This is a genomic window from Pseudomonas sp. FP2254 (assembly GCF_030687695.1).
GTDB classification, from domain to species: Bacteria; Pseudomonadota; Gammaproteobacteria; order Pseudomonadales; family Pseudomonadaceae; genus Aquipseudomonas; species Aquipseudomonas quebecensis.
In genome coordinates this window covers 302,104-316,720 of record NZ_CP117444.1, presented here as the reverse complement: position 1 = coordinate 316,720, position 14,617 = coordinate 302,104, and the positions used below count along the sequence as shown (strand labels likewise).

Annotated in this window: 8 protein-coding genes and 1 tRNA gene; 5 read left to right on the top strand and 4 right to left on the bottom strand. The window is 60.2% G+C overall.

Annotation, left to right across the window (positions count from 1 at the left end):
* Positions 1–331: 331 nt before the first annotated feature.
* The 5 genes from PSH94_RS01415 to PSH94_RS01395 all read left to right on the top strand — a co-directional run bounded on the left by PSH94_RS01415 (position 332) and on the right by PSH94_RS01395 (position 8,324).
* On the top strand, positions 332–1,684 hold the full coding sequence (locus tag PSH94_RS01415) for a TolC family outer membrane protein (RefSeq protein ID WP_181080986.1): 1,353 nt from the start codon (positions 332–334) through the stop codon (positions 1,682–1,684).
* 46 nt (positions 1,685–1,730) lie between these two features.
* Positions 1,731–3,884 carry a type I secretion system permease/ATPase gene (locus PSH94_RS01410; protein WP_305436204.1) on the top strand — a complete coding sequence of 718 codons (2,154 nt, stop codon included), beginning with the start codon at positions 1,731–1,733 and terminating at the stop codon, positions 3,882–3,884.
* A complete protein-coding gene (locus PSH94_RS01405; protein ID WP_305436203.1) occupies positions 3,874–5,250 on the top strand; it encodes an HlyD family type I secretion periplasmic adaptor subunit in 1,377 nt (458 codons plus the stop codon). The genes PSH94_RS01410 and PSH94_RS01405 overlap by 11 nt, the downstream gene beginning before the upstream one ends.
* 122 nt (positions 5,251–5,372) lie before the next feature.
* Positions 5,373–5,448 (top strand) — tRNA-Thr (locus PSH94_RS01400).
* Between the two features lie 746 nt (positions 5,449–6,194).
* Positions 6,195–8,324: a M48 family metallopeptidase gene (locus PSH94_RS01395; RefSeq protein WP_305436202.1), complete on the top strand. Its 2,130-nt coding sequence runs from the start codon at positions 6,195–6,197 to the stop codon at positions 8,322–8,324.
* A gap of 73 nt (positions 8,325–8,397) precedes the next feature.
* Here PSH94_RS01395 and PSH94_RS01390 read toward each other — a convergent pair whose 3' ends face one another.
* The 4 genes from PSH94_RS01390 to PSH94_RS01375 all read right to left on the bottom strand — a co-directional run bounded on the left by PSH94_RS01390 (position 8,398) and on the right by PSH94_RS01375 (position 14,543).
* Complete coding sequence (locus PSH94_RS01390) at positions 8,398–9,690, bottom strand: OprD family porin (protein ID WP_181081001.1); 1,293 nt, start codon at positions 9,688–9,690, stop codon at positions 8,398–8,400.
* A gap of 267 nt (positions 9,691–9,957) precedes the next feature.
* Entirely contained in the window at positions 9,958–10,170 is a 213-nt protein-coding gene (locus PSH94_RS01385) for a hypothetical protein (protein ID WP_181081002.1), read from the bottom strand.
* Positions 10,171–10,407: 237 nt separating this feature from the next.
* Positions 10,408–11,514 carry an agmatine deiminase gene (aguA, locus tag PSH94_RS01380; protein ID WP_305436200.1) on the bottom strand — a complete coding sequence of 369 codons (1,107 nt, stop codon included), beginning with the start codon at positions 11,512–11,514 and terminating at the stop codon, positions 10,408–10,410.
* 119 nt (positions 11,515–11,633) lie between these two features.
* The gene (locus PSH94_RS01375; RefSeq protein ID WP_305436197.1) at positions 11,634–14,543 is read right to left on the bottom strand and encodes an aminotransferase; all 2,910 of its coding nucleotides are present in this window, start codon (positions 14,541–14,543) and stop codon (positions 11,634–11,636) included.
* Positions 14,544–14,617 lie beyond the last annotated feature (74 nt).

The window sequence follows — 14,617 nt, the reverse complement described above, 5'->3', positions numbered from 1 at the left end:
ATTGCCATTCAGGGGGTATCCACCCAGGAGACCGGCCCTGTCACTGGTGCCGATTCAATAAGCTGGAGTACTTAATTTCTTCGAAAACTTACTGGCGTCAATTTTTTGATGGCGCGCCAGAAAAATTACTTTTCCGTCAAGGTATTGACCTATTGGGCGTCATCCTAAACAATCCGCCCGGTAATGTCACATTGATATTTAAGCGGCTTCGCGACTTTCTGTTTGCGCCCTCCGGCGCCCAATAAAAACGGGCATTTCGAGTTGCCACTCCCATGCAATATTTCAAGTTTGTTGCGGCTTTCAGGCAACCAATCCCCGGGGAAAAATCAGAATGCGTTTGCACTTATTCACAGCTGTGCCGTTTGTTCTCGCGGCAAGTTTCGTACAGGCTCAAACACTGCAAGAAGCCATGCAGAAGGCTGTGGATGTTCACCCGGAGATTCAGGCCGCCGTCAACGCACGTATCGCTGCCGACTATCAGGTCCGGGCAGCCCAGGGCGGTTACCTGCCTAAAATCGATTTGCTGGGCGGTTATGGCCGTGAAAGCTCCGACAACACGTCGACCCGCGCCGCCAGCAACAGCCATGACTGGAAAACCCTGAATCGCGGCGAGTCGAGCATTCGCCTCCAGCAAAACCTGTTCCAGGGTTTCGGGACGCAGAATGAAGTCGGGCGCCAGCAGGCCACCGCCAACTCTCGCGGTTATGCCCTGCTCAATACCACCGAGCGCACCGCGCTGACCGTTGCCCAGGTTTATCTGGATGTCCTGACTCGTCGCGAGATGGTGCAGTTGGCAGAAGACAACCTGAAGAGCCACGAGCGCATCTTCGACCAGATCAAATTGCGCACCAGCCGCGGGGTCGGCCGGATGGCCGATATGGACCAGGCCGAAGCCCGTCTGGCCCAGGCGCGCAATAACCTGCTGACCGAGCAGACCAACCTTGAAGACGCCAAAGCCAACTATGTAAGCGCCGTGGGCCAAGAGCCCGATGAACTGGAACGGCCGCAGGGCTTCGTCGCCCTGATGCCTGCCAGCCTCGATGAGGCACGCCGGCAGATGGTGGAAAGCAGCCCGGTGCTGCGCTCGGCCGAATCGGACATCGCTGCCGCTGAAAAGCAGTACGAATCCGCCAAGTCGACGTTCTATCCACGCTTCGACGCAGAGCTGCAGCGTTCGGCCAACAACAATGTCGGCGGCGAAGAAGGCCACGACAACGGTTACTCCGCGATGCTGCGCATGCAGTTCAACCTGTACTCGGGCGGCAGCAACAAGGCCGACCTGCAGTCCAAGGCCTCCCAGGCGTCCCAGGCGCTGGATATCCGCAACAATGCCTTGCGTGAGTTGAACCAGGAATTGAGCCTGGCGTGGAACGCCTACAACAACGCCACCTCGCAATTGCCGATCGCCCAGGAATACGTGGACCGCAGCACGCGCGTGCGCACGTCATACCAGCAGCAGTTCAGCCTGGGTGAGCGTACACTGCTCGACTTGCTCGACAGCGAGAACGAACTGTTCACCGCATCGCAGCGCCTGGCGCAGATCAAAAACCTGCAGTTGTACACGCAATACCGCATCAAAGCGGATATGGGCCAACTGCTGCGAAGCCAGGGCGTCGTTGCGCCGCTGGCATCGGTTGTGCAAAACGAAGTCAAAACGAAGGTGAACCTGCCAGGGATGAACTGATTCTTGACGGAGTTGAACCGTTCAACTGCATTAAGAGAGAGTCAGCTTGGATTCTGAAATAGGTGTGGCGCAACTCAACCATGACCCGCGCAGTCAGCATGACGACCCCTTGCTGGACGGGTTGCTGACGCTCTGTTCCCTGCATTACAAGCCCGCCAGCCGGGCGATGCTGACCACCGGCCTGCCACTGGCCGGACAGCGCCTGGGCCCGGATCTGCTGCCTCGCGCAGCGGCCCGGGCGGGTTTGCAGGGGCGTTTGCTGCAGCGCAAGCTTGAGCAGATCCCAACCATTGCACTGCCGGCGTTGCTGTTGTTGAAGGAAGGCCGCAGTGCAGTGCTGTTGGGCTGGGAAGGTGACACCGCGCGCTTGTTGCTCAGCGAAAGCGAAGGCGGCGAAGTCCAGGTCAGCCGTGAGGCACTGAGTCAAGATTACAGCGGTCGGGTTTTCTTCGCCCAGCCGCAACATAAATTTGACGTTACCAGCGGCACGCTGATCCCCCGCGCGCGCTCCTGGTTCAAAGACACGCTCAAACGCTCGCGTTGGTTATATGCCGACGCTATCGCCGCCAGCCTGGTGATCAACCTGATCGCCCTGGCCGCGCCATTATTCGTGATGAACGTGTACGACCGCGTGGTGCCGAACCAGGCCACCGCCACCCTATGGGTGCTGGCCATCGGTATCTGTGGCGCTTACCTGTTCGACCTGCTGCTTAAAAGCATGCGCAGCCTGTGCCTGGACCTTGCGGGCAAGAAAACCGACCTGATCATTTCTGCGACGCTGTTCGAGCGCATCGTGGGCATGGCGATGAAAATGCGCCCGGCGCGGGTCGGCAGCTATGCGCAGAACATCCATGAATTCCAAGGAATGCGCGATTTCCTGACTTCGCTGACCCTCACCAGCCTCATTGACCTGCCCTTCACGCTGATCATCCTTGGGGTGATCGCACTGCTGGGCGGCCATCTGGTGTGGATCCCCGTTGTCGCTTTCCCGCTGGCGCTGGGTATCGGCCACTTTCTGCAAAAACCACTCACCGCGACCCTGGAACGCACCATGGCGCTGAGTGCAGAACGCCAGTCGAGCCTGATCGAAACCCTCGCCGGGCTGGATGCGGTGAAGGTCAACAACGCTGAAAGCGAACGCCAATACCAGTGGGAACAGACCATCGGCACCCTCAGCCGCCTGGAGCTGCGGGTCAAAGTGCTGTCCGGCCTGGCGATGAATATCACACTGCTGATCCAGCAAGTGGCCGGCGTGGCGATGATCATTTTCGGCGTGTATCAGATCATCGATGGCACCCTCAGCATGGGCGGCCTGGTGGCGTGCTACATGCTCAGCGGCCGTGCCCTCGGCCCGTTGGCGCAGCTCTCGGGCCTGCTGACGCGCTACCAGCAAGCCAAGGTGACGATGGTGTCGGTGGACCAGATGATGGAGCTGCCGCAGGAACGCAACTTCGAAGAGCGCCCCCTCAGCCGTAAAACGCTGCAAGGCGCGATGACGTTCCGTGAGGTCGACTTCACTTACCCGAACCAGCAGACGCTGGCGCTGCGCGGTATCAACCTGAGCGTAAAACCCGGTGAAAAAATCGGCATCATCGGCCGCAGCGGCTCGGGTAAAAGCTCCCTGGCCAAACTGCTGGTGGGTTTGTATCAACCTGACTCCGGCTCGCTGCTGGTGGATGGCGTGGATATTCGCCAGATCGATGTCAGCGAGTTGCGCCACAACATCGGCTACGTGGCCCAGGACATCCAATTGCTGGCCGGCACCTTGCGCGACAACCTGGTCTGCGGTGCACGCTATGTGGATGACGAGATGGTGCTGCAAGCGGCAGAGTTGGCCGGCGTGCATGAATTCGCCAGGCTTCACCCGCAAGGCTACGAGCTGCAGGTGGGCGAGCGCGGGCAAAACCTTTCAGGCGGTCAGCGCCAGAACGTCGCCCTGGCCCGTGCGTTGCTGTTGAACCCACCGATCCTGTTGCTGGACGAACCGACCAGCGCCATGGACAACACCGGTGAAGAGCGCCTGAAACAGCGCCTGCAGTCGGTGATCGAAAACAAGACGGTGATTCTGGTGACCCACCGTGCTTCGCTGCTGAGCCTGGTCGACCGCCTGCTGGTGATCGACCGTGGCCAGATACTCGCAGACGGCCCAAAAGCGGCCGTGATGGAAGCACTGAAGAAGGGGCAGATCAGTGTCGCTTAAATCCGGTTCGGGCCGCTTTAAACGCGGCATCTTCAATTACTTCAAAGGCACCGACTCCCTCGACGACCAGCCATTGCCCGAAGTGGAAAAGGCGCTGGTGGACGATGCACCGCGAATCGTACGCCTGACCATCTGGGGCGTGATCGGCTTCTTCGTGTTCCTGGTGTTGTGGGCGCACTTCGCGATTATCGACGAGGTAACCAAGGGCGAAGGCAAAGCGATCCCCTCCTCGCGCATCCAGAAAATCCAGAACCTGGAAGGCGGCATCGTCGCGCAGATCTATGTGCACGAAGGCCAGATTGTCGAAGCCGGCGCGCCGCTGGTGCGCCTGGACGACACGCGATTTGCCTCCAACGTCGGCGAAACCGAAGCCGACCGCGTGGCCATGGAACTGCGCGTCGAACGCCTGAGCGCGGAAGTCGACAACCGCCCGCTGAATATCTCCGATAACGCGCGCAAGACCGCGCCGAACCAGGCCTCGAACGAAGAGTCGCTGTACCTGAGCCGACGCCAGCAACTGGCGGACGAGATTGGCGGGTTGCAACAACAGTTGCTGCAACGTCAGCAGGAGTTGCGTGAATTCAGCTCCAAGCAGGAGCAGTACCGTAACAGCCTGGGCCTGCTGCGCCAGGAGATCGGCATGTCCGAACCGCTGGTGCAGCAAGGCGCGATATCGCCGGTAGAAGTACTGCGCCTCAAGCGCTCCGAGGTGGAAACCCGAGGCATGCTCGACGGCACCACCCTGGCGATCCCGCGCGCCCAGGCGGCGATCAACGAAGTGCAGCGCAAAATCGACGAAACCCGCGGCAAATTCCGCAGCGAAGCCCTGGCCCAATTGAACGAAGCCCGCACCAACCTGAGCAAGGCCCAGGCCACCTCAAAGGGCCTGGAAGACCGCGTCAGCCGCACCATGGTCACCTCCCCGGTGCGCGGTATCGTCAAGCAGATGCTGGTCAACACCGTCGGCGGCGTGATCCAGCCCGGCAGCGACATCGCCGAAGTGGTGCCGCTGGACGACACGCTGCTGGTGGAAGCGCGAATCCGTCCGCAAGACATCGCCTTCCTGCATCCTGGCCAGGAAGCCGTGATCAAATTCACCGCCTATGACTACACCATCTACGGCGGGCTCAAAGGCAAACTCGAAACCATCGGCGCCGACACCGTGATGGACGAAGAAAAGAAGAACACCTTCTACGTCATCAAACTGCGCACCGACCGCAGCCACCTGGGCACCGATGAGAAGCCGCTGCTGATCATCCCGGGCATGGTGGCGTCGGTAGACATCATCACCGGCAAGAAAAGCATCCTGAGCTACCTGCTCAAGCCGATCATCAAATCGCGGGCAGAGGCATTGCACGAGCGCTGATATTTTTACGAGCAGTGAAGGGAAATGCAGGGAGATGTGCGAAAACTTGGGTTTTCGCAAAAATAGTCAGATTTCAGGGGTTTACAGAACCTCGGCAGTCGCTATAATCGTCGCCCTAACACGCCGGTATAGCTCAGTTGGTAGAGCAACTGACTTGTAATCAGTAGGTCCCGGGTTCGACTCCTGGTGCCGGCACCATATCTCAAAGCCCCGCAATGCGGGGCTTTGTGGTTTCTGGGGTTTGGGAAACGCGAAAAATTTGGGCCGTTGTTTTGGCCGAAATGCGCAAAAAGTGTCCACACTTAAAAACGAGGTCTGGTTGCCTCAGACCCGATTCTCACATTTACGACCCATCTGCCAGGTCCGACAGCGTTTCGCCGTCAAACTCAGGCAAATTTTCCGACGCGCGAAAGTAATCAACGTCATCACCTACCGGCAAACGCTTTGACACTCCAGCCGGGTCCTTCCTTACAGCTTGAATAGCAGCTAAAAAATTCACCATCACTACCTCGGCCAAATGCCCAGGTCTAAAATGCGCGCACTTCATCGCCATAGCCAAAGAGGCATGACTGAGCACGCGCTGCAACGTGATGACGTTCCCCACCATTCATCATGTATTGACTCGCGAAGGTATGCTGCAGCACACGGGTTAGCTGCTGCCCGGCAGAAATAGGGTTCTGACCCCCGTTACTCGCATGCGGGTTTCGTGTTGATGGAAAAGCTATTCAGGTTCTGGTCATCGCCGTCGGTGCCCGCCGCAACAGCTAGATGTATGACGCGGCAAAAAAGAGAGTTTGAGCCCGCCATTGCGGGCTTCTCATTGTCCTAGCACCTTGTGCCCCTGCGTTAAGGCCGGAGCCTCCGGGCATGGAAAGACACCTAGCCTTTGCCCGCTCCCCGCCTTTTTCGGTATAACCGATACCCCGCGTTGCGAACGGACTCCCATGAATGCTCTAAAACTCATCGCTCTCCTGGTGATTTTCCCGCTGCTGTTGACTGCCCTGGGTAACTGGGAGCGTCAACGCGCTGAGGAAACGACCAAGGCAATGGCCGATTACCGCAGCAATGTGAGCATCGCCAGGCAGCAGCTGCGAACGCTCGCGGCCAAAAACCCTACGGCGAGTATCGACCTGGCCACTGGCAAGATCAGCGTGGAGTTGGCTCTCTCGCGGCTGGACAAGGTCGAAGCCGAGTTGCCCACTGCAGAGCATGTGAACCGTGCCATGCGCATGTTGGCGCCTTGGGTGATGGGCTTCGGTTTGCTCGCGGCGGCGATCGGCCTGGCGGCGTTGGCCGGGACGCACTGGGCGGGGCGGCGGGCGTTGCAGTCGCGAGAAACGTTATTACGCGTGTTCTCCCAAGGCAGTCGGTTGTTGCCCTATGGGCTGGTGAGCCATGCGGTAGCGATGGCGGCGGCGGTCGCGCTGGCCTTGTGTTACGAGGGCCTGGGGATGTGGCATGTCGGCCGGCTGGGCAGTGGCGAAGTGAAGCTGATGGCGGTGCTGGGGGTGATTGCGGCGTTCTGCCTGTATTCGATCTGGTTGTTGCTCAAGCAACTGCGCCACATGCTGGGCATGTTCACGCCCGCGCCCATGGAGATATTCGCGCGCGAGGTGATGCCTGAGCAGGCTCCGGGGTTGTGGCGCCAGGTGAATGAATTGGCCGTCAAACTCGGTGCATTGCCGCCGGATCACATTGTGGCGAGCCTGGCCCAGGGCTTTTACGTGACGTCCAGTGACGCCACGTTGCTGCCGACGCACACCTCGGTGCGCGGGCGTACGCTGCATGTGCCGTTGCCGTATCTGGGGCTGTTGAATCCGGCGGAAATCAGTGCGGTGATCGGCCATGAACTGGCGCACTTCGCGGGGCAGGATACGGAATACAGCCTGCGCTTTCTGCCGATCTACGATGGGGTCAATCGCAGCCTGGAGGCACTGCACGACACCCTGCTGGCCAGCGATCTGATCCAGGGCTGGCTGATGCGTCCGTCGTTCCTGTTCGGGGTATTTTTCATACAGCGCTTCGACCACGCGGTAAACCACTGGAGCCGCGAACGCGAGTTGCTGGCCGATGCCGCCGGCGCCCGGCTGGCGGGCAATGCGGCGGCGGCCTCGGCGCTGTTGCGGGTGTCGGTGTTGCAACCGCACATTGAAGAAGCGTTGATCAGCCAATGCGAGACGGCCTCGGCAATGGACCTGACCGACGCTGTGCTGGTCGCGTTGCGCGCGCAAGGGTTGCAACTGCCATCCGAGGCGCTGGACATTCAACAGCCGCACCCGACCGATTCCCACCCCTGCAACGGCGAACGCCTGCAGGCTCTGAACGTTTCGCTGGAAGAGGCCAAACGCAACGCCACCCGCGCGGTGGATGTCGAAGCGGCGAAGGCGCAGCTCGCGGCTTTCTTCAGCTCGGCAGCGGCCCTCAGCGAACAGCTGTCCGAGGACTTGATCAAGGCCGTGGCCGCCGAAGACGAGGCACAAACTGAACTGCTGAAAACATTGGCCGCTTCCGCTCAAGGCGAGCACGCCCTGCATGAGGGCGGCCGGCGGCGCGCGCTGGTCACAGCGGTATTGGCGGTGCCGTTTGCGGTGCTTGGGCTGGTGATCATGAGCCTGCCATGGCTCGCCCCGGCGCGCGTGAAAGGCACGCCGCTGTCGACCTTCGGTGCCGGCGCGGCCATCGCCAGCATCGCGTTGATGTTTGTGTGGCTGGGCGTGCGTCGTTACAAGCGTGCTCCGCAGATCGCGCTGCGCCTCACGCCGGAGCATTTTGTATTTGCCAACCTGACGCAGCCGCTGCCGATCGAGCATATCGCTAATGTCTCGCTGCAACCGATCCAGGGCATCTGGCTAACGCTTGAACTCACGGACGAAGCACCGCTGCCCGAGCTGCGCAAAACGGTGTTTGGCGTTCCGGGTGTGCGGCTCAACAAGAAGAAGCGCCTGGTGGTGCTGCAGATGGCGCAGTTGTGCATCGATAACCGAAAGATCGAGCCTTACGAAGGGCTGACGCTGATCACCGACTACGTGAACGCCTCGCTGGCGCGCAGTATTTTGCAAAGCCGTCAGGACTGATCGGCACGCATAAAAAAACCCCGAACCAGTCGGGGTTTTTTATGGCCTGAAGTCAGGCGCAACGCGCGATCAATCAGAACACGTTGATCGGGTAGTCGGCGAACAGACGCAGTTCGTTACCACCTACGTTGTAGTTGCTGGCGTTGTTGGAGACGCGCAGCCAGGACGCACGAGCGCGCAGGCTCAGGTCTTTGGCTGGGCCGCTCTGAACGACGTATTTGAACTGGTTGAAGATTTCACGCTCGGTGCCATCGCCACGGTTGGTACCGTCGTCGATGTTGGTACCGCGCACGTAGGCCACGTTGTAGGTCAGGCCAGGCACGCCGAAGGTGGTGAAGTCCAGGCCGTAGCCGACCTGCCAGGAACGTTCGTCCTTGCCGTTGAAGTCGGACCAGTAGGAGTTGGCCAGCAGGATGGTGTTGCCGCCGTCGCCGATGCCGGTGTCCGGAGTGTTATCGCGGTAGCCGCCATACAGGTAGCCGGTATCGCCAGTGCTGCGCTGATGGGCCACGGTGAAACTGTGCGGGCCGACAGCCCAGGTAGCGCCCAGGCTCCAGATTTTGTTATCACGGGCATCGGCATCGCCGCGCTGTTCGGCGAAGCTCTTGTCCAGTTTGGTTTTGTAGCCGTTGAAGTCAAAGGTCAGCGACTGTTTTTCTGGCAGGGCCAGCACGTAGTTGACGTTGACGTATTGCTTCTTCAGCACGTCTTCCATATCGGACGCGTACAGAGCGGCGGACAGGCTTTCGGTGAATTTATAGCTACCACCGAGGTAGTTGATGCTCTTTAGGTTACCGCTGTCGGTGCCTTCAGCACTCTTGCGCGCTTCCTTGGTGAAGTGACCGGCGTCCAGTTGCAGGCCTTCGATCTCTTTGGAAACGATCGAGGTGCCGGTGTAGGTTTCGGACAACAGACGGGAGTTGTCGTAGGCCAGAACCGGTACGTTAGGAAACTGATCACCGTACTTGAGCACGGTGTTGGATACCCGGAACTTCACGGCAGCGCCGCCTTTGGCCAGGTCGTCGGCGGCTGAGCCACTGTCACCCTGCTTGAAAAAGTCAATACCGCCAGCGCCGCTGCGGCCTTTACCACCGTCCAAGCGAATAGCGTACTGACCGATCACGTCCACACCGACACCGACGGTGCCCTGGGTGAAGCCGGATTCGAATTTGCCGATGAAGCCCTGGCCCCACTCGGCTTTGTCTTGCTTGCCGTTTTTGTAGTCACGGCTGATGTAGGCGTTACGTGCAGCGATATTCAGGTGGCTGTCTTCGACAAAACCCTTGGATTGGTCCTGGTCGTTGGCCATTGCTGTCGATGCGCTCAAAATCCCCAGAGCGATCAGACTCATCCGTTGCTTCAACATATTCTTGTATTCCTTATTACGGGTTGAGTACGCGCTGCAACACCAGGCTCCATGTCACTTTTCTGGTGTCGACTTTCCAAAAAAAGAAGGCCCGCGGATGTGTGAACATCGCGCGAGCCTTTTTTTATTGGAAGAGTCATGGCGGTTAGCCACAGGCGTTGGGCGCAATCCTAGTCGCGTGCTGAATGATGTGTCAATTTCGTGAATCGTCTGTATTTAGGCGAAATAATTCTAAGCAGCCGCTGATGGCGTATCTAAAAACGACACTTAGTTGCGCATCAGTTCGCACAACGCGTGCACTTCATCCTCACTGAACAACCCCTGCGGGTAGCGTTCACTCAATACACTGCGCGGGTCGGGCTGCCCGACGTGCCGCGTGCTGTTTTCCTTCAACCAGAGCGCCAGTGCATGGATGGCGTCACCGTCGACCCGCGAGGGGTGAAGCGGGCGTCCGTACATTGGATTGATTTCGGCGTTCATTTCAGCGCTCTCTCCGACTGCGTGAGCGGCTAACTTACTCAAGGTTTATGACAGAACTGCGCAGTCATGACCTTGGGCCACTGCTATGGCAACACCGATACAAGAGCTATGCCAAGACGCTCTGTTCACCGGCGCCCGCGCATAAAAAAGCCCGCGACCTTGCGGGGCCGCGGGCTTGCCTTGCACGCTGAAAACGCGTAGCGACAGGCCGTCGTCAGTGCGCTGTTACAACTGCACTCAACTTTTGTGCGCAGCGGGCTGCTGTTGGGTCAGGCAGTGGATGTTGCCGCCACCCAGTAACAGTTCACGGCCGGGCACCATCACCACTTCATGCTGCGGGAACAGGTTCTGCAAAATATTCCTGGCGTCGTGGTCGAGCGGGTCGTCGAAGCTAGGCGCAATGATGCCGCCGTTGACGATCAGGAAGTTAACGTAGGAACCCGCCAGCCGCACGGTCGGATTGCGCTCCTGGGAGCCATCCACCGGATCGACACCGGCGCACTCTGCTTCGGTGGCGTACAACGGCCCCGGAATCGGCATCTTATGCACTGTGAACGAGCGGCCCAGGGCGTCCGTGCTGTTTTGCAGCACATCCATGGCCGCGTGGCAGCGTGCATAGTTGGGGTCCTGCGGGTCATCGGTCCAGGCCAACAGCACTTCGCCGGGCCGCACGTAGCAGCAGAAGTTATCCACATGGCCGTCGGTTTCATCGTTAAACAAACCGTCCGGCAGCCAGATGATCTTATCCACAGCCAGGTTGGCGCTCAGCACCGCTTCGATCTGCGCGCGGTCGAGGTGCGGGTTGCGATTGCGATTGAGCAGGCATTCCTCTGTGGTGATAAGCGTGCCTTCGCCATCGACGTGGATCGAGCCGCCCTCCAGCACAAAACCTTCGGTACGGTAGCGGGGCGCGCGCTCGATCTCCAGGATCTTGCCGCCTACCTGCGCGTCACGGTTCCACGGCGCGTACAGGCCACCGTCGAAACCGCCCCAGGCATTGAAGTCCCAGTTCACCCCGCGCACTTCGCCACTGTTGTTGATCACGAAGGTCGGGCCGGTATCGCGCACCCAGGCGTCATCGCTGGACATTTCCACCACGCGAATGTTTGGCACATCCAGGCGCGACCGGGCGTTTTCGTACTGGCCGGCGGATACACACACGGTCACCGGTTCGAACCGCGCAATGGCCTTGGCCACGGCCACATGAGCGGCCTGCGCCGGCTTGCCGCCCAGGCGCCAGTTGTCCGGGCGCTCGGGCCAGATCATCCAGGTCTGGGTCTGCGGCGCCCATTCGGCGGGCATGTGAAAGCCATCGGCGCGAGGGGTGCTGTGCAAAGTGGTCATGGCGATCAGTGCTCCGAAGGGTGTGGGCCAACTTTATAACGGATAAAAATCGGCTTTAAAAGCAGATCAAGGGCAGAAATAAGAACCTGCTCGATTTATTCTCGATAAGAATCGACTATTTACAACTGTTCATTGAGCACCTTCGACAGCATATCGACGAAGAAATCCACACTATGCCGAGAGGTGACCATCGGTGGTTTGATCTTGAGGATGTTCAGATAGTCGCCGGTAGGCTGCATGAAAATGCCCAACTCACGTAACCGGTCACACAGCAATTTGGTTTCCTCGGTCGCCGGTTCCAGGGTTTGCCGGTCGCGCACTAACTCCAGGCCCAGATAGAAACCGGAACCGTGCACGGCCCCGACCAACGGGTGACGCTCGATCAGGGCTTCCAGACGAGCTTTGAAATGTCCGCCCACGACTTGGGCGTTTTCCCACAGTTTTTCTTCTTCCATCACATCCAGCACCGCCATGCCGATCCGGCAGCTGACGGGGCTGCCGCCTGAGGATGAGAAGAAATAACCTTCGGCCTCCAGCGCTTCAGCGATTTCGCGGCGGGTAATCACCGCACCCAGTGGCTGGCCGTTGCCCATGCCTTTGGCCATGGTGATGATATCGGGCACTACGCCCTGCTCTTCAAAGCCCCAGAAGAAACGCCCCATGCGGCCATAACCGACTTGCACTTCATCGGCGATGCACACGCCGCCTCGGGCGCGTACCAGGCCATACACTTGCTGCAAGTAACCCGGCGGCAGCGAGATGCCACCGGCATTGCCATATACCGGCTCGCAGATGAACCCTGCCAACTGGCGTTTGCTGGCGGCGATTTTCGCCAGGTTATGTTCCACGCTTCTTACGTAGTCCGGCGCACTGTCCTGCCCGCGGAACTCACCGCGATAGGTATTGGGCGCGGTCACCGGGTGCACCCAGTCCGGGCGGCTGCTCAAGGCCTGAGGGTTGTCGGCAATCGAGGTGGACACCGCGTCCGCCGCCACCGACCAGCCGTGATAGGCCTCCAGCACACTGAGCATGTCGCGCCCGCCGCTGAAGGCCCAGGCCAGGCGGATAGCCAGGTCGTTGGCCTCGGTGCCGCTGTTGACCAGAAACACACGGTCCATGCCCTCCGGCGCCAGGGCCAGCAAGCGTTCGGAAAACTCCGTGACCGCCGCGTAGTGAAAGCGCGAGTTGGTGTTGAGCAACGACCATTGCCGCGCCGCTACCGCGGCCATGCGTGGATGCCCATGGCCCAGCACCGCCACGTTGTTGAGCATGTCCAGGTAGGAACGCCCGTGCATGTCGATCAGGTGGTTGCGCCAGCCGCGCTCGATGCGCGGCGGGTCGGTGTAATAGTGCTTCTGCGAGCGGGCGAAACTGGCGTCCCGGCGGGCCAGCAGGGTCTGGGCGTCCAGTTCAGGCTCGGCGTCGCAGGCCAGCCCCAGCACAGCGCCGGGCGACGGGCACAGGGTTTGCCAGGCCTGCGCGCGCGAGGGGGTGCAAAACAGCGGCGGTTCGAGGTCGGCAAGACACAACTGCACGATCAGCGGCGCCACCACCTCACCCAACCGTTGCCCCTCGACCAACAATGCACCGGATTTGAGCGAGGTGCTCACACCCCACACATGCACGCTCAACTCGACGCCCTGCAGGCGTACCCGCCCGTCGGCCTCGTGGTGCAGCGTACCGGCAAAGGGCGCTTCCACCCCTGTGCCATGCGGCACATGCAGCTCCACGTGCAGAGCAAAGGTATCCGCCTCGGTGGGAGTGTCAGGACGAGTACGCGACAACCGATATTGCCCATATCGACTGGCCGCCAACCCATGCAGCGTGGCCGCTTCGTCCAGCAACCTGCGATCGACGCCGGGCGTCTCCCAATTGCCAGCCTCGAAGTGTGGGCTGAGCACGCCCAGGTCGATCAACGCGAATTCGCGGCCGACCAGCTCCGGTAACAGCGGGGCGAAGTCCTGGCTGGCGATCGGTGTCGGCGTTTCGCCAACGCTGCCCAAAATCGCCGCTTCCATCAGCTCGAACGGCACCGAGGTGGCCACGTGGAAGATTTCCCACTCGTGTTCGGCATTTTTCAGCAAGTAGCTGTTATCCGGGTCCAAATGTTGCTGCTGCTCACTGCTCAGTACCAATACCGCCGCCCGTGCGACGATCAACGGCCACAGCGCCTGCAACTCCTCGCGTTGCAAAGGGGTCACGGCATGGCAGGCCTGAATCGCCGGCAAAATCGCAAAGGGGTCGCCCTCGGCGTGGTGCAGCAAGGCCGCGCAGGTCACCGACAGGTCAGCGATGCGCCAGGTGTGAACCAGGTCGCCAAAGTCGATTACCCCCTGGATCTGCCACTGACGCTGGGCATCACGCTGCCACAGCACGTTGTCATCGGTGATATCCATATGAACGGCTTGCCACGGCAGGCGCTCGACCAGGGGCCGAATACGGGCTTGGACCTGCGCGCTCACGCGCTCCAACGCCTCGCGATGCGCAAGGTCTTGCAGGCTGGCCAACAGGTGGGCGATCAGCTCCAGAGCATGGCGCGGGTCCCACTGCAGGGTGCGCTCAAGGCCCCCATGCTCGAACGGCGCGAGCGCCAGGCTCATGCGGCCGCACAGGTCACCGAAGCCGGCCATCACCTCGCGACCCAGGTGGGGCCTGTGGGTCAATGGCTGGCCGTCGAGATAGTCCAGCAGGCGCAAGTGCAGGGTTTGTCCGCCGATTGCCAGGGTGAGCAATTCATCGCCGGCCAGGGTCTTGATCACCTTGGGCACGCGCACCTCGGCGTGGGTCTGCAAATGACTGAGCGCCGCGTGCTGAGCCTGCAGCTCCAGCGCCGCGTAGTCACCTCGACAGATTTTCAGAACAAACCGACCCTGGGGGGTGTCGACTCTGTAATTGAGGTCTTGCTGGCTGCCGAGCGACTGCAAAGTGCCAGCAAGGCTATAGTGCTGCGCCAGGAGTTGAGTTGCTTGATCGGGGCCTACTTGCGGGCAAGGTAGACTGGCGCGATGGATCAACGTGGCGAGCAGCATGATGGCGATCTCTGTTTTTATCAGGCGCCTATATCGCCATTGTTCATTGGGTTAAGCAACCCCCGGTGCCAACT